This window comes from Klebsiella sp. FDAARGOS_511 (assembly GCF_003812845.1).
In the GTDB taxonomy this organism is placed as follows: domain Bacteria; phylum Pseudomonadota; class Gammaproteobacteria; order Enterobacterales; family Enterobacteriaceae; genus Klebsiella; species Klebsiella grimontii.
The window spans coordinates 4315841-4337913 of the sequence record NZ_CP033824.1; the positions used below are offsets into that span (position 1 = coordinate 4315841).

Genomic DNA, 22073 nt, shown 5'->3' on the forward strand with positions numbered 1-22073 from the left:
CCTGATGGCGCTTATCAGGTTTGCGACGGCGGGTGGTTTTCAGGCCCGCGCTTATCAATAGATTCATCTTTATTTCTGGTGACTGAAATATGAGGAAAACAGGGATTCGACTAACGCATCCGCCGCGGCTTTATCAGCTCTGCGGCAGGGTTGCGCCGTGGCTGGGCGGCGTCAGCGCGCTGGTGCTACTCGCGGGCTGGGTCTGGGGATTTGGCTTTGCGCCCGCGGATTATCAGCAGGGCGACAGCTATCGCATTATCTATCTGCACGTGCCTGCGGCCATGTGGTCTATGGGCATTTATGCCCTGATGGCGGTGGCGGCATTTATTGGCGTGGTCTGGCAGATGAAGATGGCGAATCTGGCGCTGGCGGCAATGGCGCCCGTGGGGGCGGTATTTACTTTTGTGGCGCTGGTGACCGGAGCCGCGTGGGGGAAACCTATGTGGGGCACCTGGTGGGTTTGGGATGCCAGATTAACCTCTGAGCTGGTGCTGCTATTTCTTTACGTCGGCGCGATTGCGCTGTGGCACGCTTTTGACGACCGCCGTCTGGCCGGTCGCGCGGCGGGTATTGTGGTGCTTATTGGCGTGGTGAATTTACCGATCGTTCACTACTCGGTGGAGTGGTGGAACACCCTGCATCAGGGTTCGACGAATATGCAGCAAAGCATCGACCCGGCGATGCGCACGCCGCTGCGGCTGGCGATTATCGGCTACCTGCTACTGTTTATCACGCTGGCGCTAATGCGCATGCGGAATCTCATTTTGCTCATGGAAAAACGTCGTCCGTGGGTAAGCGATCTGATTTTAAAAAGGGGCCGTCGATGAACTGCGCATTTGCAAACTGGAGCGATTTCCTGGCCATGGGCGGCTATGCCTTTTACGTCTGGCTGGCGGCGGCATTGACCGTTATCCCGCTAATGGCGCTGGTCGCGCACAGCGTTATACAGCATCGGATCATCCTGCGCGGCATCGTACAGCAGCGCGCTCGTGAAGCCCGGATGCGCGCGGCGCAGGAGGCAAGATGAATCTTCGCCGCAAAAATCGGCTGTGGGTCGCCCTCACGATCCTCGCCGGGCTCACGTTGACCACCGCGCTGGTGCTTTACGCGCTGCGCTCGAGTATCGACCTGTTCTATACGCCCGGCGAAATCCTCTATGGCAAGCGCGAAACGCAGCAACGGCCCGAGCCCGGTCAGCGTCTGCGCGTCGGCGGGATGGTCATGCCCGGCAGCGTGAAGCGGGATCCGAACTCGCTGCGGGTGAGCTTTAGCATCTATGACGCCGAAGGTTCGGTGGATGTCAGCTACGACGGCATTCTGCCGGACCTGTTTCGTGAAGGGCAGGGCGTGGTGGTGCAGGGCGAGCTTGATGAACAACGCCGGGTACAGGCGAAAGAGGTGCTCGCCAAACACGATGAGAGCTATACCCCGCCGGAAGTGGAAAAAGCGATGGAGAGAAACCATCGCCGGCCGGATAGCGCCTACAGGGATGCCTCCTCATGATGCCTGAAGTCGGCAACGGGCTGCTGTGTCTGGCGCTTGGCGTTGCGCTACTACTTTCCGTCTATCCGCTGTGGGGCGCGGCGCGGGGCGATAGGCGAATGATGGCCTCTTCCCGGATATTTGCCGGGCTGCTGTTTATCCTCGTAATGGGCGCCTTTATGGTGCTGATTAACGCCTTGATTACGAACGACTTTACGCTGAACTATGTGGTCAACAACGCCAATACTCAGCTGCCGGTCTGGTACCGCGTGGCCGCGGCCTGGGGCGCTCATGAAGGTTCGCTGCTGCTGTGGGTGCTGATGATGAGCGGCTGGACGCTGGCGGTAGCGCTGCTCAGCAGGCGGATGCCGCTCGATATCGTTGCCCGAGTGCTGGCGGTGATGGGAATGATAAGCGTCGGCTTTCTGCTGTTTATTCTGTTCACCTCCAACCCGTTTGCCCGTACGCTGCCGGAATTCGCCATTGAAGGGCGCGACCTGAATCCGCTGTTGCAGGACCCCGGGCTTATCTTCCATCCACCGCTGCTGTATATGGGCTATGTTGGATTTTCGGTCGCCTTTTCCCTGGCGATAGCCTCGCTGTTGAGCGGACGGTTGGATAGCGCCTTCGCGCGCTTTTCACGCCCGTGGACGCTGGCAGCGTGGGTCTTCCTGACGCTCGGTATTGTGCTGGGCTCCGCATGGGCGTACTACGAGCTGGGCTGGGGCGGCTGGTGGTTCTGGGATCCGGTGGAAAACGCGTCACTGATGCCATGGCTGGCCGGCACCGCGCTGCTGCATTCGCTGGCGGTTACTGAACAGCGCGCCAGCTTCAAGGCGTGGACGCTTCTGCTCGCCATCTGCGCATTTTCACTCTGTCTGCTGGGGACCTTTCTGGTGCGTTCCGGCGTGCTGGTCTCGGTTCATGCTTTTACCTCCGATCCGGCGCGCGGCATGTTTATTCTTGCCTTTATGGTGCTGGTGGTTGGCGGCGCTTTGCTGCTGTTCGCCGCGCGTGGCTATAAGGTGCGCTCGCGGGTAAATAATGCGCTCTGGTCGCGCGAGTCACTGCTGCTTGGCAACAACGTTCTGCTGATTACCGCGATGCTCGCGGTGCTGCTGGGTACGCTGCTGCCGCTGGCGCATAAACAGCTGGGCCTCGGCAGCATTTCGATTGGCGCGCCGTTCTTTAACACGATGTTCAGCGGGCTGACGGCGCCGTTTGCGCTGCTGCTGGGCATCGGCCCGCTGGTGCGATGGGGGCGAGATCGCCCGCGCAGGCTCAGGCGGCTGCTGGTTATCGCCAGCGCAAGCACGTTGGCGCTGGCGCTTCTGTTGCCATGGTGGTTTGGCGATAAGATTGTTGCCATGACGGTGGTCGGGCTGGCGATGGCCTGTTGGGTCTTTACGCTGGCGATGGCGGAGATCGCCTGGCGGGTTTCACGCGGCGCCAGAAAGACACTCAGCTACTGGGGAATGGTCGCAGGCCACCTCGGGCTGGCGGTCACCATTGTGGGCATCGCTTTTAGCCAAAATTACAGCGTGGAGCGCGATGTGCGTATGCGCACGGGCGACAGCGTCGACATCCATGAATACCGCTTTTCCTTCCAGGAGGTCAAAGAGATTCTCGGCCCAAACTATCGTGCTGCCGTCGCGGTCATTGGCGTCACGCGAAACGGCGAACCGCAGGCGATACTGAATGCGGAAAAACGGTTTTACGCCAGTAGCAACGCCATGATGACCGAAGCGGCGGTTGACGGCGGATTTACCCGCGATCTCTATGCCGCGCTGGGTGAGGATCTGGGCAACGGCGCCTGGGCCGTGCGCCTCTATTATAAACCGTTCGTGCGCTGGATTTGGGCGGGAGGAGTGCTGATGGCGTTGGGCGGAGTATTGTGCCTGAGCGATCCACGCTACCGCCGGCGTCGTGGACACCCTACCGCGGAGGTCGGATGAAGCGCGGTATGATGGTGATCCCGCTGGTCATTTTTATGGCCATTATGCTGCTGCTGGTATGGCAGCTGGCGCGTAATGCGCAAGGGGACGATCCCGCCAGCCTGGAGTCGACGCTGATTGGCCAGCCGGTGCCGCTTTTTCGCCTTGAGGCGTTGGAGGATAGCAAGCAGCATTTTCAGGCGGATGTGCTGAGTCAGGGCGAACCGCTGCTGCTTAACGTCTGGGCAACCTGGTGCCCGACGTGTCGCGCAGAGCATCGGTATTTAAATCAGCTTTCCGCGCAGGGGATCCGCGTGGTTGGTCTGAACTACAAAGACGATCGGCTGAAAGCGATAGACTGGCTGAAAACGCTGGGCAATCCCTATGCGCTGAGCCTGTTTGACGGTGACGGAATGCTTGGCCTGGATCTCGGAGTCTACGGCGCGCCGGAGACGTTTTTGATCGATGGGCAGGGGATCATTCGCTACCGCCACGCGGGCGATCTTAACGATCGGGTGTGGGAACGTGAATTCAGGCCGCTGTGGGAGAAGTACGGTAGGGAGGCCGCGCCATGAGATTTCTACTGAGTGCGCTGATGCTGCTGCTTTGCGCGCACGCGCTGGCCGCTATTGATGTCATGCCGTTTAAAGATGAGGAGCAGGAACAGCGGTTTCGCCTGCTTACGGAGCAGCTTCGCTGCCCGAAATGCCAGAACAATAGCATTGCTGATTCCAGTTCCGCGATCGCGGCCGACCTGCGGCAGAAAGTTTTTGCGCTCATGCAGGAAGGGAAAAGTAACGATGATATCGTGGACTACATGGTGGCGCGCTACGGCAACTTCGTCACCTACGATCCGCCATTAACCCCGCTGACTATTCTGCTGTGGGTATTGCCGGCCACCGCGATCGCCATCGGCGGTTGGGCGATAGTGGCCCGTTCGCGCCGCCGCGTCAGGATCGGACTGGAGGCGTTTTCTGCCGGCCGGGCGCCTGAGAGCAAACCCGCCGGGCCGTGGGTTTATATACCCGGCGCGGTCATTGCGCTGGCGGTAGGCGCGGCCAGCTATTGCCATACCGGCCACTATCAGCAGGTGAGAATCTGGCAGCAGGCGGTGGCCCAGACGCCGGCCCTGCTGGCGCGGGTACAGGAACCAAAGGCGTTGCCGCTTGATGAAGACGATTTGCGGCGTCTGGCCCTCGGGTTACGCACCAGACTGTGGCAAAACCCGGACGCCAACGTTGAGGAGTGGCTTATGCTCGGGCGGATTGGCAGGATCCTGGACAACGCCGGTATGGTGACTCAGGCTTATGCTCGCGCTTACGCGCTGGCGCCAGAGAACGATCGGGCGGCATTTAGCTATGCGGAGGCGCTGCTGCGGGTATCGGACCCACGGGGTGACGCGCTGGTGCGTCAGCTGATGGCGCACCAGCGCGTTAACGCCCGCCTGCTTAATCTGTATGCGCTTAGTGCGTTAGAACAGGCGCATTTTAGCGAGGCGCTGACGGCGTGGAAGACGCTGCTGAACCTATTACCGCCTGACGATGCGCGTCGAGCGGTCATTGAGCGTCACATTAACCAGACGGAGCAACGGTTAACCCATGGCGATCCCGCCGCCGAAGCGCCGGGTTAATAACCGCTCTGTTTATTCACCAGGTTTTTCAGCGGCAGCGCCTGCCGCTGCCGCTGGATGTTATCCAGCAGCTGGCGGGCAATCACCTCCGTCTGCGCGATGGAGGCCATATGCGGAGTGATAACCACCTGCGGATGCTGCCACAGCGGGTCTTCCTGGGGCAGCGGTTCGACGGGGAAGACGTCCAGCAGCGCGCCGGAGAGCTTGCCGCTATCCAGCGCCTCGAGCACGTCCAGATTCACCATATGCTCGCCGCGTCCGCAGTTAATTAGCGCTGCACCGTCAGGTAGTTGCTCCAGTAAAGGGTGGGCAAGGATGCCTCGCGTCTGATCCGTTAACGGCAGGACGTTGATCAGCGCATCCAGTTGGCCAAGAAATTCGCCAGCCTGAGCATCTCCGTGATAACAACGCACGCCAGCAAGGGATTTTTCACTGCGCGCCCAGCCGGAAACCTTATATCCCAATCCGGCAAGCTGCGCGGCGATATAGCCGCCAATTTCGCCGAGGCCCATGACCCCAACGTGATAATCGGCTGCCGCTCGCTGCGGATACATTTTCCAGACGCGCTCGCGCTGGTGAGCCAGCGCCCGGTCAAAGCGCCGCTGAAACCACAGCACGCCCCACAGCGCGTATTCAAACATACCGTGACGAAAATCTTCATCCACCACCCGACAGAGCGGAACATCGCTGGCGAAAACGCTGGCGGGTAAATGGTCGACGCCGGCAGACGCGGCCTGGATCAGCTTCAGTTGAGGCGAGCGCACCAGCAGTTGCGGGTCGGGAAACCAGCAGCAGGCATATTGCGCCTCGCGGGCGGCGGGGTCCTCTGGCAGAACCGCTTTCACTTCCGGGAATAGCGCGAACGCGGCGCAAATCTCCCGGGTATACTGAGGATCGTTACAATCCACGACGAGGGTGAACTGAGTCATAGGCATTAGCTCTTATAAGAAGTATCAAGACGGTCGAGGCGGCGCAGCCACGCCTGCCACACCAGCTGGCGTTCATGTTCAACCCCCATCAACTGCTCGCAGGCGTGCCGGCTCAGCGGCTCGGGTATCGTATGGATGGGGCCGAGCGGCGCCAGCTGCGCGGCGGCCATCTGAATCTCGCAGGCGCGGTTCAGGTAGTACATGATGTAAAACGCATCGGCGACGGTGCGGCCGACCGACAGCAGCCCGTGGCTTTGCAGGATCATGGCGATGTTCTCGCCGAGCGAGCGCTGGATCCGCACGCGTTCATCGAGATCGAACGCCACGCCTTCATAAGGATGGTAGCCGACGCGTTGATAAAATTCGGTGCTGATTTGGTTAAGCTGCAGCAGCCCGTCTGCGCAGGCGGCAACTGCCATCCCCGGCAGCGTATGGGTGTGGATCACGCAGTGGGCGTCTTCGCGGGCCATATGGACCGCGCTATGAATCGTAAAGCCCGCCGAGTTCGCCGGAGCGCTGCCTTCGACGACCTTCCCCTGCATATCGACCACGATTAAGTTGCTGGCGGTGACTTCGTCAAACATCATGCCGAAGGGGTTAATCAAAAACCGCGGCTCGCCGTCGCCGGGCAGGCGTACGGAGAAGTGGGTATACAGCGTGTCTTCCCAGCCGAAGAGCGCCGCCAGACGATAGGCGGCGGCCAGCTGCTGGCGTAGTTCCCGTTCAGTTGCCATTTATTGTACTCCCATAAATTCACGAATGCGGGTCAGGGACGGATCGGCGACATCGCCGCGAATGCGCTGCGGCGGCATATCGCTCTGCACGACGCCGTTTTCCATCATCACCACCCGGTCAGAAATTGATAAGGCGAAGTCCATCTCGTGGGTCACGATAATCATCGTCATGCCTTCGCGGGCGAGGGACTGAATGACCTTCAGCACTTCGCCAACCAGTTCGGGGTCCAGCGCCGACGTGGGTTCATCAAACAGCATGATGTCCGGTTTCAGCGCCAGGGCGCGGGCGATGGCTACGCGCTGCTGCTGGCCACCGGAGAGCTGGTATGGGTACTTTTCGGCGTGCGCCAGCAGACCGACGCGATCCAGCAGCCACAGCGCTTGCTCCCTGGCGGCGGCGCGATCAAGCAGCTTGTGATAGAGCGGGGCGAGCATCACGTTATCCAGCACCGTACGGTGGGGAAACAGGTTGAAGCCCTGGAACACCATGCCGATACGGCGTACGCCGGCGCGCATTTGCTGTTTATCGACAATGGATGCGCCTTTCAGATAATCCTCGCCGTAAAGAATGATCTCGCCGCCGTCGATGCTCTCAAGGGCGTTAATCGTACGGATCAGGGTAGTCTTGCCGGAGCCGGACGGGCCGATGATGCTGATTACCTCGCCGTTTTCCACTTTGAGGTCGATGCCTTTCAGCACGTGGTGCTGGCCCCAGGATTTTTCGATGGCGTGCAGATCCAGCGCCGGTGGGTTGCCGCTGGCGGCCTGCGCTTTTTGCGCCTGTACCGGCGGCTTCAGGTTCTGGCGCAGGGTTGCGCATTCACTCTCATTGAGCGTTTGCGGACGCTTACGCTGAATATCCAGCAGGTTTTCCAGCCCCCTGAACAGCCAGGTAAACACCGTCACTACCATGACGTAATAGACGGCGACCGCCAGCAGCGTCTCCATGACGAGGAAATTCTGCGCATACAGGCGCTGGCCGGTCAGCAGCAGTTCCGGCAGCGAAATAACCGACAGAATTGAGCTGAGTTTGATGATGGTGATGTATTCGTTAATCAGGGTAGGCAGGGAAATACGAAACGCCTGCGGGATAATAATTAAGCGCTGAACGCCGATAAAACTAAAGCTTAAGGCATGGCCAGCTTCGCTTTGCCCTTTGGCGACAGAAAGCAGTCCGCCGCGATGGATTTCCGCCATATAGGCCGCTTCGGTCACCGTCATCGATACCAGCCCGGCAATAAACGGAATGCCGAGCAGCGGTTGGGTGGCCGGAAACAGCTGCGGTAGGTTATAGACAAAGACCAGCAGGACCATCAGCGGCACGCTGCGGAAAAACCAAATATAGAGTTCGACGGGAACCTTCAGCCAGCGCGGGCCGGAGAGCTTGGCGCAGGCTAAAAGAAAACCTAATATCAGGCCAATAAACCAGGACAATGAACTGACGACAACGACGGTGACACATGCCTGCCAGAATGCCCCAACGCTAAATAATGAGAAAAAGTATCCCCAATCGAACTCCATACCGACTCCCGTTTCATTATTGTATTAATTGATGCTTTCTAAGTTGTATTTCTTGATGATGGCGTCATATTTGCCGTTGGCTTTAAGGGTGGCTAACGTTGATTTAATGGCCTCGGCCAGCTCGGTGTTGCCTTTGGCGACGTAGATTCCCAGAGGCAGCGGATAGACCAGGCGGCTCGAGCTAATGGCCAGGCGACCGCGGCTTTTCTCGACGATAATTTGCGCCGCCGGGGCGATTTCTAACTGGGCGTTGATATTTTTCGACAGCAGGGCCTGGGACGCTTCCGGCGCGGTCGGGAATTCCTGAATACTAATGGCCGGTTTGCCGTTTTTCAGACAGTACTCGTCGGAGTGCGTTTTCAGGCTCGAAACCCAGGCGGTGCCCGCCTGCAGACCTACCTTCACGCCGCACAGTTCGTCTTCCGTTTTTGGCTGAATAGCGCTGCTTTTCAGCGCAATGATTGACGCGCCGGACAGGGCATAAGGGATAGCGTCCGCCTGCTTCTGACGCTCGGGCGTCACGTACATACCGGAGATCACCGCATCGTATTTTTTACCGATGCCTAAGATCAGACTGGTGAATTTCGTGTCGATAAGCTGCGGTTTGGCCTTCAGATGTTCGGCGATCAGCGCCGCGAACTCCGGGTCGATACCGACAATATTGTTGTTGCTGTCGTAGGACTCAAAGGGCGGATAGGTCACCTCCATCCCCACTTTAAAGACGCCCTCGGTCAGCAGCTCCGCGGCCTGAGCCAGCGGTGAAAAACAAGCGGTGACGGCGATGGATAAAGCCACACGGCGCGAGAGTTTTTTTAGCGTTTTGTTCATCATTTATCCTCACGGGTTATTTACGGTTTTTTGCTGTGCTTGTTTTTTCAGATGGCCAAAGGTGTTAGTGCCGCGGGCGCGTTCGGGGAGCTGGAGCTCGCCTCGGGTGACTTTCTCGCGCAGGTAGCGATAGGTCTGTAACGCCTGGCTCCACATATGCTCACCAATGCTCAGTTCTTGATACTCGCTGGCTTCGCCTGCCTCAAGGAAGCCCGGCAGCGGGCGAATCAGCGTGTGGTAGTCGCAGGCGAAAAACAGCGGGAAGGAGTAGCGTTCCTGCGGCACCTTGCGTACGCGGTGTGCAGTTGCAACAAATGTGCCAGCGCTCAGGACTTCGAGCATGTCGCCGATATTAATCACGAAAGCCTCTTCTCCGGTCGCGTTCTTCAGCGGCGGGGCGTCGATCCAGTCGCTATCCTCATTCAGCACTTCAAGACCCGGCTGGTCGGCGAGCAGCAGGGTGAAGCACTCATAGTCGGTATGTGCACCAATACCGGGAACGTCTTCGGCGCTGGCGTCAAAGGGGTAGTGGATCAGGCGCAGCTTCGATGGTGGGCAGGTAACCATCGACTTGAAATAGCCTTCCGGCAGGCCAAGGGCGAGAGCGAAGGCATCAAACAGGCGATGTCCAAGGGCGAAAACCGCCTCATAGTAGGCCAGCACCCGGGATTTAAACGCCGGCACGTCCGGCCACTCGTTGGCGCCAATCAGCGGCGTTTTCGCCATGACGTACGGGTGGTCGTCAGCGGCCTGAAAGCCGATATCGAACGCTTCTTTGTGATCCGGCTTGCCGGAACCGTAAATCTCTTCGCCTTCCGGAACGTAGCCTTTATGGCTTTTCGACTGCCCGATGTAGTACGCCATCTTGCGTTCCATCGGCAGGGCGAAAATCTCTTTGGCCGCCGCGCGGACCCCGGCAATCAGTTCAGGCGCGATGCCGTGGCCGGTAATGTAGAAAAAGCCGACTTCGCGGGCCGCCTGGCCGATAGCGTCGGCCACCGCCTGGCGTCGGGCGAGATCGTCGCAGTTCAGGTCGCTGATATCGATGGTCGGTAATTCAGTAAAAGAACTTTTTGCAGCGGTCATTTCTCCAGTTCCTTATTCAGTTAGCGAGGTGAATTCAACAAAATGCCGCTGTTCACGCTGGGCCATCCAGGCATTCAGCGACCACAGGTCGGCGACCGGAACGTTGGTAAACGGCAGGTGATGCAGGTAGCCATCGGGGCCAAACTCCGGCGTAAGCGTGGTTTGCTGGTAGCCGCGCCGGCGCTGCGATTGCCAGATCTGTTCCCAGAAGCGCTGTTGAAACTGCAGGGCCGACTGATATTCCGGCGCGGCGGGGTGCGGCACCTGCGGTCCCTGGTCGTAGCCGACGCGGGCCTGAATATGGTGAACCCGTTCGATAAAGGCGCTGAAGTCATCGCAGGGGTCATCCAGCAGGCGTTCGCTTACCACGATCCAGTGGCTGATATCGGCGGTAAATCGTAGCTGCGGCAGCTGTTGAACGATCTCCAGCGTTAGCCACGGGCTATACAGCGACGTGGCGCGATGGGTTTCAAAGCTGCAGAACAGCTCACATTCGGCGGCGAGCTCATGCGCCCTGCCGAGAAAATCCACCTGCTGCGCCAGCGGCCAGCGGTCGTTACCGGCCAGCAGGTTGACGAAGCGCGGATTAAGCGCTTTTGCCGCCGCAAAACGTTCTTTTAAGCGCTCCAGGTGCTGCGCGGGCGTTTCGCTCTGGGCCGGAATGACGCCGCCGCCGCTGAAGACAATGGCGATATACTCCAGCGCGGACGCTTCGATGCGTTGGGCCAGCGCCCGCTGCTCTTCCACCGTCAGCGGAACCCGCGCTTCAATGCCGCAGCAGCCGACGTTTTTGAGTTCGTTGACCGTTTGCTGCCACGGGGTGGTGACGCCCCACAGCGTACGAAAGACATTAAGCTGCATGGTTTTTCCTCTATGGGTATTTCACGCCGGGGAGAACGCAGAGCATTTCATACAGCAGGTTGGCGGCCAGCTGGGATGTGTTGCCGCTGACATCGTAGGGAGGCGAGACCTCGACCAGGTCGCAACCTATGAGGTTCAGGCCGCGGCAGCCGCGCACGATTTCCAGCGCCTGAATCGACGTCAGGCCGCCGACTTCCGGAGTGCCGGTACCGGGTGCCCAGATGGGGTCGAGGCTATCGATATCAAAGCTGAGATAAACCGGGCCATCTCCCATCTGCTGGCGAACCTCGGCCATCAGTGGGGCCAGGGATTTGTGCCAGCACTGCTCCGCCTGGACCAGACGAAAGCCGCGATCAACGCCCCACTGGAAGTCGCCGGCGGCGTAGCCCTGCGCGCGTTGGCCTATCTGGACGACGCGTTTGAGATCCAGCAGCCCCTCTTCGACGGCGCGGCGGAAGGTGGTGCCGTGGGCGATCTTTTCGCCGAACATCTCATCGTTGGTATCGGTGTGGGCATCGACGTGAATCAGCCCAACCGGACCGTGCTTTTTGGTCAGCGCGCGCAGTATGGGCAGGGTAATGGTGTGATCGCCCCCGAGAGTCAGGGGGATAAGCGGAAAACTATTTAAACCGGTGTAGTAATCTTCGATAATTTGCACCGATTTGAGCAGATTGTAGGTGTTAATCGGTACGTCGCCGATATCCGCTACCGACAGGGAATCAAAAGGCGCGGCGCCGGTGGCCATGTTGTACGGACGAATCATCACCGATTCGGTGCGAATGTAGCGCGGGCCGTAGCGCGTTCCGGAACGCTGTGAGGTTCCGATATCCAGCGGGATGCCGACAAATGCTGCATCAAGTCCCTGTAAATTATCAATAAATGGCAGGCGCATCATTGTGGCGCGGCCACCAAAACGCGGCATCTCGTTGCCACCCTGCGGTTGATGAAAGACGTTATCCATTTCAGCTCCTGAATCTGACCAACAAAACTCAACAACTGGGATAGTGCGAAAGATGTGCTGGACTTTAAATCGTCTGCCGCAAATACTTAGTTCATTTATTCGTGAACTAAACGCCATGCTTAACGACGCGACGCTCAACATTCGACAGCTCCAGGTTTTTGAGGCGGTGGCCCGTCTTGAGAGCTATGGCCGGGCCCAGCAGGAGCTGGGGATTTCCGTTTCCGCAATCAGCAATGCGATGTCGCAACTGGAAGGCCAGCTTGGCTTTAGCCTGTGCCAGCGAGGGCGCGGCGGTTTTGCGCTGACCGAAAAAGGGCAGCATTTTTTACAGCAGGCGATCCGCGTGCTGAGTGAACTGAACGAGCTGGAGCGTCAGTCGGCGCTGCTGAAAGGCGAGCATAGCGGTACGATTTGTATCTCAACGCTCGATTCCATCGAAACGGAAACCGCGCTGTCGCTGCCGGTGGTGCTGCGCAGCTTTAGCGATAAGTTTCCCAATGTGCATATCAAGCTGATTATTCGTACCCCGGCGGAACAGCTAAACGGCGTACTGAATAACCATATCGATCTCGCTATCGGCAGCTATAACTCGCGGGTGCACAACATCATCAGTGAACCACTCTATCGCGAGCAGCACTGGCTCTACTGTAGCGACCTGCATCCTATGTTCTTTAGCCGACACCTTGATAAGGATCTGATCAGCCAGTGTCCGCTGGTGACGCGCAGCTACTGGAATACCAGCGATCTGCGGCGGCGTGGCTTCAGCAAAGGCAGCGCGACCGTTGAAACCGTCGATGCGCAGCTGCTGCTGATCCTGTCCGGGAAATATATCGGCTACCTTCCCGAGCACTACGCCTGGCCGTGGATTAAGGAGAATCGCCTGCGCGTGCTGTTACCCAATGAGTTTGGCTTTCAATCTCCTTTCTCAGCGATATGCAAACGCGGGCGCAGCAATGAACCTTACCTGAAGGAGTTTCGCAATCTTCTGAAGAAGAATACGGTGGCCAGACCGAAGTGGAGTGAGTGATCTTTTGGTCTGGATTTAGAAAAAACTTATGCCTGATTTGATTTGGCAAACGCCCGTTGAATATCAGGCATATAAACTGCAGTTTGCTATTAAAAATATGAATTTGAGTAAAATCTCAGATAAAAATATCGCTTTGCACCAGGATAATTCCCATCTATTAATTGGTTAAAAAATAGCCTTTTTGTGTGTTTTTTCTGAATTAATGGCAAATCTAACGCCTGGCGTTGTTTGTTAAAATTTTTTCTGCTGGAATCGACAAATATATTTTTTGAACTTTTTTTCTAATGGATGGGAAAATGATAAGAAATAGCTTATTAGCATTGGTGTGTATTTCTGTAGGTTTATTACAGGGGTGTACTAATGTTAAAAAACCACAGAGCGCACTAATAAAAAAAGATGTGATTCAAAATGAACAGCCAGCTCAGATTCCTGCCCTACAACAGTGTATCCAGGATGCTGACGCTTTGGTTAAGCTCGATAAAAAGTTTCAGCAGGATTCAAACGAGCTGTATGGTTTAATCAACGACGCTAAGTTTTATGCTTCTGTTTCAAGCCAAACGTCGGCCAGCGTAAAGTCAACGATTACTCCACTTTTTGAATACAAGATAAATGATAAGTGTAATAGTATTTCGCAGAAATTAATTAAAGAGTTCGAAAGCCGGGCAAGAAAAGCCGAGCTTAAGGATGGGCTGGCCAGATGATGTACCATAAGGGGAAATTGAATATATATAATCTTCGCGGTTTTGCGATTTTATTGTCTCTCTTTACCCTTATTGTGATGTTTCCCGCTCGTGCTGAGAGGGGAGACTTCCTTGATAATATATCGAAACTCGAAATAAAAAATCCGCCGGCCTCAGACGCCGCCAGTGGAGATTCGGCGTCGGCTAATCAACATAACGATAGCCGTGATAAAAAAGCACCGCAGAAGCAGGACGTCGTCAGAAAGAAAGTGAATCAGACGAAAACTGAAAGTACGCTTAACGCTTTGCGGAAACAGAATGCGGAACTGACCGCGGCGGCCAAAGCGGCAGAGAAAAAGCTCGATGAAACGACGCGCCAGCTGTCGGCGCAGATTGCCGCGCTGAAAGCACAGCGTGGGCAGCAAGAGAGCGGCGATCCTGCCGCCGTTAGCGCGCTAATGAAGAAGAACGCCGAGCTGACCGCCGCCGCTGATACGGCGCAAAAAAAGCTGGATGACACGACCCGCGACCTGTCGGCGCAGATTAGCGCATTGAAGGCTCAGAATGCGCAGCGCGAAAGCGGGCAGAAAACCGCGCTGGATGCGCTAACGAAAAAGAACGCCGAGCTGACCGCCGCCGCCGATACGGCGCAAAAAAAGCTGGATGACACGACCCGCGACCTGTCGGCGCAGATTAGCGCATTGAAGGCTCAGAATGCGCAGCGCGAAAGCGGGCAGAAAACCGCGCTGGATGCGCTAACGAAAAAGAACGCCGAGCTGACCGCCGCCGCCGATACGGCGCAAAAAAAGCTGGATGACACGACCCGCGACCTGTCGGCGCAGATTAGCGCATTGAAGGCTCAGAATGCGCAGCGCGAAAGCGGGCAGAAAACCGCGCTTGATGCGCTAACGAAAAAGAATGCCGAGCTGACCGCCGCCGCCGATACGGCGCAAAAAAAACTGGATGACACGACCCGCACGATGTCGGTGCAAATCGCCGCGCTGCAAACCCAGAAGGAGCAGGGAGAGAGCCAGCAAAAAAACACCATCGATACGCTGACAGGAAAGAATCTGGAACTTCGCGCAGCAGCAGCAGCGACGCAGAAAAAGCTGGATGAGACCACCCGCGTGCTGTCGGCGAAGATCGCCGCGCTGAAAAATGAGAATACGCAGGGCGAAAGCCAGCAGAAAACCGCTCTCGACGCGCTGTCGAAAAAGAACGCTGAGCTCATCGCGGCGGCTGAAACGGCGCAGAAAAAATATGATGCTTCAGTCGCTGCTTTGAATGATAAAAATAAAGAATTACAGTCTACGCTCGATAGCCTGGCCATCAAGCAAAGCGATGTAAACCTGGCGGATAAAAGCAACAAAAATGCCTATGCGCTCGGCGTGTTCTACCTGACTCAGGCGCTATCCGATGTAAATAAAATGGCCGACAATAATGTCAAGCTAGCGCCTTCAGCGTTGGTTTCCGGGTTTAACGACGCTTATAATAAAAAACTTAAAATTAAAGAAAATGAAATAGAAAGTATCGTCAATATGCTTAACGAAAAACTATCGTCTAAGTACGTTGATATTGAAAAAAGAATCATGGCTAAAATCAAAAACAAGAAATATGAGGTTTTGCCTAATGGCGTCTATTTTGTGATTGATAAAAAAGGGAAGGCTCCGTACAAGCAGAATGAGACTTTATCCTTGAATATTCTGGAGAAAAAGCTTGATGGTACGCCGATACTTAATACGATGAATTCAACGATGGTGTACGATAAACAAACCGATCCTCTGATGGCGAAGGTATTATCATCGGGTTTTAAAGGCGGAACGGTTACGCTCTATGGTCAGGCCGGTTCGCTCTATAGCAGCACCCCCGATGAGATTAACCCGGACACGCTGATCTCAATTACCTTCGAATTACTTCCATAGCCGAACCAAACGGGCGCTGCGTAAGAAAGCCGCGACGCCCTACCAGGGCTATACCTCCATACAATCGCGGTACTTTGGTCAATACCTTATCGTTCAGCTGGCGCGGGTGGCAAAGACAATACAAACCACTCGATGGTTTTCACTCTTTCTGTGATCCAGATAATAAAAACCAGACTCTTGCGCGTAACCACGTTTACCTTTCCCTTCAAGGCGTCATAGTATAAACATTAAATTAATGAACGCTGTTCTATAATGTAGAACAAGCATAAACTAAGGGGAAAGGATATGCAGCATAGTGCCCATTTCGCGGGGATTATCCCTCCTGTCTCAACTATTTTTACGCCTGAAGGCGATTTTGATCGACAAGGCACCGGGGCGCTAATTGACAACCTGATCGCTGCGGGCGTTGATGGACTGTTTTTTCTCGGCAGCGGCGGGGAGTTTTCTCAGCTCAACGTAGAGGAACGAAAAAACATTGCCGCTTTCGCCATCGCGCATGTGAATGGGCGTGTTCCGGTGCTGATTGGTACCGGCGGAACGAATGCTCGCGAGACGATCGCGCTCAGCCAGCATGCGCAGCAAAACGGTGCGGATGGGATTGTCGTTATCAATCCCTACTACTGGAAAGTCTCTGAAGCGAACCTAATCCACTATTTTCAGCAGGTGGCTGATAGCGTCACGTTACCGGTGATTTTGTATAACTTCCCGGCCCTGACCGGCCAGGATCTGACGCCGCCGTTGGTGAAAAAACTGGCGGATTCACGTGCGAATATCGTCGGTATCAAAGACACCATCGACTCTATCGCCCATTTGCGCAGTATGATTAGCCTCGTGAAGGCAGAGCATCCGCGCTTCTCCGTACTTAGCGGATATGATGACCATCTCTTCAATACCCTGCTGTTGGGCGGCGATGGCGCTATTTCTGCGAGCGGCAACTTTGCGCCTCAGCTTTCAGTTGGTTTATTGCAGGCTTTTCGCGACGGGGATCTGGCGCAGGCGTCAAAACTGAACCAGACCTTACTGCAAATTCCGCAGATATATCAGCTTGATACACCATTTGTGAATGTTATCAAAGAGGCTATGGCGCTTTGCGGTCAGCCGATTTCAACCTATGTTCTCCCACCCGCTGCACCGCTTAATACAGAGAAAAAAGCGCAGTTAGCCACTCTGCTTCAACGACTTCAACTCTGCTAGCACGCAAGGATAACTATGGCTATTGATAACATCTTCACGCCGCAAAATGAGCGTTTTTACGCCGTTACCACCCATGCTGCTGGCCCTCAGGGGGCGCTGCCTTTAACGCCGCAAATGCTGATGGAGTCGCCAAGCGGCAATCTGTTCGGTATGACGCAGAACACGGGTATGGGTTGGGATGCGAACAAACTGACGGGTAAAGAAGTCTTGATTATCGGGACTCAAGGTGGGATCCGTGCCGGGGACGGGCGGCCAGTCGCACTGGGGTACCATACCGGGCACTGGGAGATTGGTCTGCAAATGCAGGCGGCGGCGAAGGAAATTACGCGCAATGACGGTATCCCATTTGCGGCTTATGTCAGCGATCCATGCGACGGTCGTTCACAGGGGACGCACGGTATGTTTGATTCTTTACCCTATCGTAATGATGCGGCTATGGTTTTTCGCCGCCTGATTCGCTCTTTACCGACGCGTCGTGCGGTCATTGGCGTGGCCACCTGCGACAAGGGGTTACCAGCGACCATGATCGCTCTGGCGTCAATGCATGACCTGCCAACGATTCTGGTACCCGGAGGCGCAACGCTGCCGCCGACCGTTGGCGAAGATGCCGGGAAAGTACAGACTATCGGCGCGCGTTACGCCAATCATGAATTGTCGTTGCAGGAAGCGTCTGAACTGGGCTGCCGTGCCTGCGCTTCGCCGGGAGGTGGGTGCCAGTTTCTGGGAACAGCCGGAACGTCGCAGGTGGTGGCGGAAGCGCTGGGACTGGCTCTGCCGCATTCGGCCCTGGCGCCATCCGGGCAAGATGTCTGGCTGGAGATCGCCCGTCAGTCGGCGAGAGCCGTGATCGATCTTGATCATAGGGGGATTACCACCCGCGAAATTTTGACCGATAAGGCGATTGAAAATGCGATGGTTATTCATGCTGCGTTTGGCGGCTCAACGAACCTGTTGCTGCATATACCGGCGATCGCCTATGCGGCAGGATGCACGATTCCTGATGTTGAACACTGGACGCGCATTAACCGCAAGGTGCCGCGTCTGGTAAGCGTACTGCCAAATGGTCCCGATTATCACCCGACGGTGCGCGCTTTCCTTGCTGGCGGCGTACCTGAAGTGATGCTGCATTTACGCCAACTTGGTCTGCTGCATGAAGACGCTATGACGGTGACGGGCCAGACGGTTGGTGAAAACCTGGACTGGTGGCAATCTTCGGAACGGCGAGAGAAGTTCCGTCAGTGTTTGCGGGATCGGGATGGTGTAGATCCGGATGATGTTATTCTTCCTCCTGCGCTGGCGAAGTCCCGTGGATTAACATCAACGGTGTGTTTCCCGGTCGGAAATATTGCTCCTGAAGGCTCGGTAATTAAGGCAACGGCTATTGACGCGTCGGTTGTAGATAGCGATGGCATTTATCGCCATACGGGGAGAGCGCGGGTATTTGTCTCAGAAGCGCGGGCCATCGGCGCTATCAAGAAGGGGGAGATTGAGCAGGGCGATATTATGGTGGTGATTGGCGGAGGTCCTTCGGGCACCGGCATGGAAGAAACCTATCAACTGACCTCGGCGTTAAAGCATATTTCCTGGGGAAAAACAGTTTCGCTAATTACTGATGCACGCTTTTCCGGCGTCTCAACCGGAGCTTGTTTTGGCCATGTTGCACCGGAAGCGCTAGCTGGAGGGCCTATTGGTAAATTACGTGATAACGATATTATTGAAATTATCGTCGATCGTAATGAATTAACCGGAAGCGTTAATTTTATAGGCACGACCGATCGGCCGCTGACGCCCGAGGAGGGGGCGTATGAACTGGCGATGCGCTCCGCGCATCCTGAACTGCGTGCCCATGCGTTTTTACCTGATGATACCCGCCTGTGGGCGGCGTTACAGTCTGTTAGCGGTGGAACCTGGCGAGGTTGTATTTACGATACCGATAAAATTATCGACGTCATTAACGCCGGTAAAAAAGCGCTCGGACTGTAGCTGAATCATAATTATCCGTCTGCGGGATTTATTTCGCGGACGGATTTTCCTTACCCGTTATTTATTATTATTTTCACTTATTCCTATAAAGATGCTCATCACAAAAGCAAAATATCATAATTCATAAATAAGATATGACCATTGCCTCTAAAATATACTCATCAGTAATATCTATATATATCAATTGTTATATTGGCACACGATATAAGGGTGTATTCCTGATGCGCTAGCGCTCATCCAGGTCCCTCGTTTGCTTTGTATCATCTACTGGCGTTGGGGGATTCAAGAATGCAATTAACGATGAAGGATAAAATCGGCTACGGGTTGGGTGATACCGCCTGTGGCTTTGTCTGGCAGGCGACGATGTTCCTGCTGGCCTATTTCTATACCGACGTATTTGGTTTGTCAGCAGGTATTATGGGAACGCTGTTTCTGGTCTCCCGGGTGCTTGATGCGGTAACCGACCCGCTAATGGGCCTGCTGGTGGATCGTACCCGCACCCGCTATGGTCAGTTCCGCCCGTTCCTGCTCTGGGGAGCTATCCCGTTCGGTATTGTCTGTATGTTAACGTTCTATACGCCTGATTTTTCGGCAAATGGCAAAATTATATACGCCTGCGTAACCTACATCCTGCTCACTCTGGTCTATACCTTCGTTAACGTACCTTACTGCGCAATGCCTGGGGTGATTACCGCCGATCCGAAAGAGCGCCATGCTCTACAATCCTGGCGTTTTTTCCTCGCGGCGGCGGGATCGCTGGCGATAAGCGGTATTGCTTTACCGTTGGTGGGCATTATTGGCCAGGGGAATGAGCAGACAGGCTATTTTGGCGCCATGTGTGTACTGGGCCTGAGCGGAGTGGTGCTGTTGTTTGTGTGTTTCTGCACCACAAAGGAGCGCTATACCTTTGCGGTCCAGCCGGGGGCTTCGGTGGCGAAGGATCTGAAGCTGCTGCTGGGTAACGGGCAGTGGCGAATCATGTGCGCATTTAAAATGATGGCAACCTGCTCAAATGTAGTACGCGGCGGAGCAACGCTGTACTTCGTGAAGTACGTGATGGATCACCCGGAGCTGGCGACGCAGTTTTTACTCTACGGTAGCCTTGCAACCATGTTTGGCTCGCTATGCTCTTCACGTCTTTTAGGCCGTTTCGATCGTGTTAAGTCGTTCAAATGGATCATCGTGGCTTATTCGCTGATCAGCCTGCTGATATTTGTGACACCAGCCCAGCATATTGCACTTATTTTTGCTCTCAACATCCTGTTCTTATTCGTGTTCAACACCACCACGCCGCTGCAATGGCTGATGGCTTCTGATGTTGTCGATTATGAAGAGAGCCGCAGTGGGCGTCGTCTGGACGGACTGGTGTTCTCAACCTATCTCTTCAGCCTGAAAATTGGTCTGGCTATCGGCGGAGCGGTCGTTGGCTGGATCCTGGCGTTCGTTAACTATTCCGCCAGTAACAGCGTGCAGCCGGATGAGGTACTGAGCACGATAAAAATTCTTTTCTGCGTTGTGCCTGTGGTTCTCTACGTTGGCATGTTCATCATGTTGTCGCTCTACAAGCTGTCCGATGCGCGAGTGGAGGCGATAAGCCAGCAGCTTATTAAACGCCGGGCCACGCAGAGTGAGGAACTCCCTGCCGCCGCCACAGCTATATCCCATTAACAGGAGGTTACCATGTACACTATCACCAACCCGATTCTGACAGGTTTCAATCCGGACCCTTCGATCTGCCGCCAGGGTGAGGATTATTACATCGCCACCTCAACGTTCGAGTGGTTTCCGGGCGTACGTATCTACCACTCGCGCGATCTAAAAAACTGGACGCTGGTGAGCATTCCGCTCAATCGCGTATCGATGCTGGATATGAAAGGAAATCCAGATTCGGGCGGTATTTGGGCTCCCTGTCTGAGCTATAGCGACGGAATGTTCTGGCTGCTGTATACCGATGTGAAAATCGTTGATTCACCGTGGAAGAATGGCCGTAACTATCTGGTTACGGCACCTTCGATTGAGGGTCCATGGAGTGAGCCTATCTCGATGGGTAACGGCGGCTTTGATCCTTCACTGTTTCACGACCGCGATGGGCGTAAATACTATATCTATCGTCCATGGGGGCCGCGTCATCACAGTAATCCGCACAATACTATTGTGCTGCAAGAGTATTTTCCGGCGACCGGGGAGCTTGCAAAACAGCGCAAAACGTTGTTTACCGGGACCGCGCTGGGTTATACCGAAGGCGCTCACCTCTACTATAAAGACGGTTGGTACTATTCGATGGTGGCGGAAGGGGGCACCAGTTACGAACATGCGGTGGTTATCCTGCGGTCCAGGCAGATTGACGGCCCATATGAACTTCACCCAGAAGTGACGATGATGACCAGCTGGCATACACCGGAAAACCCGCTGCAAAAAAGCGGTCATGGTTCGATGCTGGAAACGCATACCGGCGAATGGTATATGGCCTGGCTGACCAGCCGCCCTTTGCGCTTACCCGGCGTGCCGCTTCTTGCTTCTGGCGGACGTGGATATTGCCCGCTGGGACGCGAAACGGGTATCGCTCGCGTCGGCTGGCGTGACGGCTGGCCGTATGTCGAAGGCGGTAAACACGCGCCATTAACGGTTCCCGGGCCGAAAATGACGGAATGTGCGACCGTGAACAATGGCGACTGGCGCGATGACTTTACGCATGGTGCGCTGGATCCTGAGTGGCAAACCTTACGTATTCCCTTTGACGAGACGTTAGGCTCTCTGAGCGCGCGTCCCGGTTTTTTACGTCTTTATGGGCATGACTCTTTGAATTCAACTTTTACGCAGGCTACGGTTGCTCGCCGCTGGCAGCACTTCACATTCCGCGCCGAAACGCGGATGCAGTTTTCGCCCGTTCACTTTCAGCAGAGCGCAGGGCTGACGTGCTACTACAACAGTAAAAACTGGAGCTATTGCTTTGTGGATTTTGAAGAGGGGAGAGGCAGAACGCTGAAGGTTTTACAGCTCGACCATAATGTTCCTTCTTGGCCGCTGCATGACGATCCCATTGTGGTACCGGAACACGTAGAAAGTATCTGGTTACGCGTCGATGTGGACAAGCTGGTATATCGCTATGCGTATTCTTTTGATGGCAAGCAGTGGCATACGGTACCGGTAACCTATGAGGCGTGGAAACTTTCGGATGATTATGTCGGCGGACGTGGTTTCTTTACCGGCGCCTTTGTGGGTCTGCATTGCGAAGATATCAGCGGTGATGGTTGCTACGCTGATTTCGACTATTTTACCTACCAGCCGACGGTAAAGTAGG

Annotated in this window: 20 protein-coding genes; 13 read left to right on the top strand and 7 right to left on the bottom strand. The window is 55.5% G+C overall.

Annotation, left to right across the window (positions count from 1 at the left end; genetic code table 11):
- Window positions 1–89 precede the first annotated feature (89 nt).
- Genes EGY08_RS21910 through EGY08_RS21935 form a run of 6 tightly spaced genes read left to right on the top strand, consistent with a single transcriptional unit; the run spans window position 90 to window position 5046 of the window.
- Entirely contained in the window at window positions 90–827 is a 738-nt protein-coding gene (locus EGY08_RS21910) for a heme ABC transporter permease (protein ID WP_123828896.1), read from the top strand.
- Window positions 824–1027 (top strand): heme exporter protein CcmD, encoded by a 204-nt coding sequence (ccmD, locus tag EGY08_RS21915; RefSeq protein ID WP_004123891.1) that lies wholly within the window; start codon window positions 824–826, stop codon window positions 1025–1027. Before EGY08_RS21910 ends, ccmD begins: the two co-directional genes overlap by 4 nt.
- Window positions 1024–1503, top strand: coding sequence for a cytochrome c maturation protein CcmE (gene ccmE / locus EGY08_RS21920; protein WP_004123890.1), 480 nt, complete (start codon window positions 1024–1026; stop codon window positions 1501–1503). The genes ccmD and ccmE overlap by 4 nt, the downstream gene beginning before the upstream one ends.
- Complete coding sequence (locus tag EGY08_RS21925; protein WP_123828897.1) at window positions 1500–3437, top strand: heme lyase CcmF/NrfE family subunit; 1938 nt, start codon at window positions 1500–1502, stop codon at window positions 3435–3437. Before ccmE ends, EGY08_RS21925 begins: the two co-directional genes overlap by 4 nt.
- Window positions 3434–3991, top strand: coding sequence for a DsbE family thiol:disulfide interchange protein (locus tag EGY08_RS21930; protein ID WP_049114722.1), 558 nt, complete (start codon window positions 3434–3436; stop codon window positions 3989–3991). Before EGY08_RS21925 ends, EGY08_RS21930 begins: the two co-directional genes overlap by 4 nt.
- Complete coding sequence (locus EGY08_RS21935) at window positions 3988–5046, top strand: cytochrome c-type biogenesis protein CcmH (protein ID WP_123828898.1); 1059 nt, start codon at window positions 3988–3990, stop codon at window positions 5044–5046. The genes EGY08_RS21930 and EGY08_RS21935 overlap by 4 nt, the downstream gene beginning before the upstream one ends.
- On the opposite strand, the gene EGY08_RS21940 is transcribed toward EGY08_RS21935, so the two are convergent.
- From EGY08_RS21940 to speB, 7 genes are read right to left on the bottom strand one after another with little or no spacing between them, the layout of a single operon-like run.
- A complete protein-coding gene (locus tag EGY08_RS21940) occupies window positions 5043–5975 on the bottom strand; it encodes a 2-hydroxyacid dehydrogenase (RefSeq protein WP_004123880.1) in 933 nt (310 codons plus the stop codon). The two genes, EGY08_RS21935 and EGY08_RS21940, sit on opposite strands and share 4 nt — an antisense overlap.
- A gap of 5 nt (window positions 5976–5980) precedes the next feature.
- On the bottom strand, window positions 5981–6709 hold the full coding sequence (locus EGY08_RS21945; protein WP_004123879.1) for a class II aldolase/adducin family protein: 729 nt from the start codon (window positions 6707–6709) through the stop codon (window positions 5981–5983).
- A complete protein-coding gene (locus tag EGY08_RS21950; protein WP_087828908.1) occupies window positions 6710–8230 on the bottom strand; it encodes an amino acid ABC transporter permease/ATP-binding protein in 1521 nt (506 codons plus the stop codon). It lies immediately after the preceding gene.
- Between the two features lie 24 nt (window positions 8231–8254).
- Window positions 8255–9058, bottom strand: coding sequence for an ABC transporter substrate-binding protein (locus tag EGY08_RS21955; protein ID WP_004123877.1), 804 nt, complete (start codon window positions 9056–9058; stop codon window positions 8255–8257).
- Between the two features lie 9 nt (window positions 9059–9067).
- Complete coding sequence (locus tag EGY08_RS21960; RefSeq protein ID WP_004123875.1) at window positions 9068–10144, bottom strand: isopenicillin N synthase family dioxygenase; 1077 nt, start codon at window positions 10142–10144, stop codon at window positions 9068–9070.
- Window positions 10145–10156: 12 nt separating this feature from the next.
- Window positions 10157–11005 carry a sugar phosphate isomerase/epimerase family protein gene (locus EGY08_RS21965; RefSeq protein ID WP_087828909.1) on the bottom strand — a complete coding sequence of 283 codons (849 nt, stop codon included), beginning with the start codon at window positions 11003–11005 and terminating at the stop codon, window positions 10157–10159.
- Between the two features lie 10 nt (window positions 11006–11015).
- Window positions 11016–11966 (bottom strand): agmatinase, encoded by a 951-nt coding sequence (gene speB / locus EGY08_RS21970; protein ID WP_004123871.1) that lies wholly within the window; start codon window positions 11964–11966, stop codon window positions 11016–11018.
- Window positions 11967–12081: 115 nt separating this feature from the next.
- Between speB and EGY08_RS21975 the strand changes: the two genes are divergently transcribed.
- The 7 genes from EGY08_RS21975 to EGY08_RS22005 all read left to right on the top strand — a co-directional run bounded on the left by EGY08_RS21975 (window position 12082) and on the right by EGY08_RS22005 (window position 22072).
- Window positions 12082–12993 (top strand): LysR family transcriptional regulator, encoded by a 912-nt coding sequence (locus EGY08_RS21975; protein ID WP_032742189.1) that lies wholly within the window; start codon window positions 12082–12084, stop codon window positions 12991–12993.
- Between the two features lie 296 nt (window positions 12994–13289).
- Window positions 13290–13694 (top strand): hypothetical protein, encoded by a 405-nt coding sequence (locus EGY08_RS21980; RefSeq protein WP_004123864.1) that lies wholly within the window; start codon window positions 13290–13292, stop codon window positions 13692–13694.
- Window positions 13691–15595, top strand: coding sequence for an FKBP-type peptidyl-prolyl cis-trans isomerase N-terminal domain-containing protein (locus EGY08_RS21985; protein WP_123828899.1), 1905 nt, complete (start codon window positions 13691–13693; stop codon window positions 15593–15595). Before EGY08_RS21980 ends, EGY08_RS21985 begins: the two co-directional genes overlap by 4 nt.
- Before the next feature lie 285 nt (window positions 15596–15880).
- On the top strand, window positions 15881–16789 hold the full coding sequence (locus tag EGY08_RS21990; RefSeq protein ID WP_087828910.1) for a dihydrodipicolinate synthase family protein: 909 nt from the start codon (window positions 15881–15883) through the stop codon (window positions 16787–16789).
- Between the two features lie 15 nt (window positions 16790–16804).
- Window positions 16805–18772: a YjhG/YagF family D-xylonate dehydratase gene (locus tag EGY08_RS21995; RefSeq protein ID WP_087828911.1), complete on the top strand. Its 1968-nt coding sequence runs from the start codon at window positions 16805–16807 to the stop codon at window positions 18770–18772.
- A gap of 288 nt (window positions 18773–19060) precedes the next feature.
- Window positions 19061–20440: an MFS transporter gene (locus EGY08_RS22000; protein WP_004123857.1), complete on the top strand. Its 1380-nt coding sequence runs from the start codon at window positions 19061–19063 to the stop codon at window positions 20438–20440.
- 12 nt (window positions 20441–20452) lie between these two features.
- Window positions 20453–22072: a glycoside hydrolase family 43 protein gene (locus EGY08_RS22005; protein WP_123828900.1), complete on the top strand. Its 1620-nt coding sequence runs from the start codon at window positions 20453–20455 to the stop codon at window positions 22070–22072.
- Window position 22073 lies beyond the last annotated feature (1 nt).

Excerpts from the sequence above, each read along its gene's own strand:
- EGY08_RS21910 (WP_123828896.1), top strand. The coding sequence starts at position 90 with ATGAGGAAAACAGGGATTCGACTAACGCATCCGCCGCGGCTTTATCAG.
- ccmD (WP_004123891.1), top strand. The coding sequence starts at position 824 with ATGAACTGCGCATTTGCAAACTGGAGCGATTTCCTGGCCATGGGCGGC.
- ccmE (WP_004123890.1), top strand. The coding sequence starts at position 1,024 with ATGAATCTTCGCCGCAAAAATCGGCTGTGGGTCGCCCTCACGATCCTC.
- EGY08_RS21925 (WP_123828897.1), top strand. The coding sequence starts at position 1,500 with ATGATGCCTGAAGTCGGCAACGGGCTGCTGTGTCTGGCGCTTGGCGTT.
- EGY08_RS21930 (WP_049114722.1), top strand. The coding sequence starts at position 3,434 with ATGAAGCGCGGTATGATGGTGATCCCGCTGGTCATTTTTATGGCCATT.
- EGY08_RS21935 (WP_123828898.1), top strand. The coding sequence starts at position 3,988 with ATGAGATTTCTACTGAGTGCGCTGATGCTGCTGCTTTGCGCGCACGCG.
- EGY08_RS21940 (WP_004123880.1), bottom strand. The coding sequence starts at position 5,975 with ATGACTCAGTTCACCCTCGTCGTGGATTGTAACGATCCTCAGTATACC.
- EGY08_RS21945 (WP_004123879.1), bottom strand. The coding sequence starts at position 6,709 with ATGGCAACTGAACGGGAACTACGCCAGCAGCTGGCCGCCGCCTATCGT.
- EGY08_RS21950 (WP_087828908.1), bottom strand. The coding sequence starts at position 8,230 with ATGGAGTTCGATTGGGGATACTTTTTCTCATTATTTAGCGTTGGGGCA.
- EGY08_RS21955 (WP_004123877.1), bottom strand. The coding sequence starts at position 9,058 with ATGAACAAAACGCTAAAAAAACTCTCGCGCCGTGTGGCTTTATCCATC.
- EGY08_RS21960 (WP_004123875.1), bottom strand. The coding sequence starts at position 10,144 with ATGACCGCTGCAAAAAGTTCTTTTACTGAATTACCGACCATCGATATC.
- EGY08_RS21965 (WP_087828909.1), bottom strand. The coding sequence starts at position 11,005 with ATGCAGCTTAATGTCTTTCGTACGCTGTGGGGCGTCACCACCCCGTGG.
- speB (WP_004123871.1), bottom strand. The coding sequence starts at position 11,966 with ATGGATAACGTCTTTCATCAACCGCAGGGTGGCAACGAGATGCCGCGT.
- EGY08_RS21975 (WP_032742189.1), top strand. The coding sequence starts at position 12,082 with ATGCTTAACGACGCGACGCTCAACATTCGACAGCTCCAGGTTTTTGAG.
- EGY08_RS21980 (WP_004123864.1), top strand. The coding sequence starts at position 13,290 with ATGATAAGAAATAGCTTATTAGCATTGGTGTGTATTTCTGTAGGTTTA.
- EGY08_RS21985 (WP_123828899.1), top strand. The coding sequence starts at position 13,691 with ATGATGTACCATAAGGGGAAATTGAATATATATAATCTTCGCGGTTTT.
- EGY08_RS21990 (WP_087828910.1), top strand. The coding sequence starts at position 15,881 with ATGCAGCATAGTGCCCATTTCGCGGGGATTATCCCTCCTGTCTCAACT.
- EGY08_RS21995 (WP_087828911.1), top strand. The coding sequence starts at position 16,805 with ATGGCTATTGATAACATCTTCACGCCGCAAAATGAGCGTTTTTACGCC.
- EGY08_RS22000 (WP_004123857.1), top strand. The coding sequence starts at position 19,061 with ATGCAATTAACGATGAAGGATAAAATCGGCTACGGGTTGGGTGATACC.
- EGY08_RS22005 (WP_123828900.1), top strand. The coding sequence starts at position 20,453 with ATGTACACTATCACCAACCCGATTCTGACAGGTTTCAATCCGGACCCT.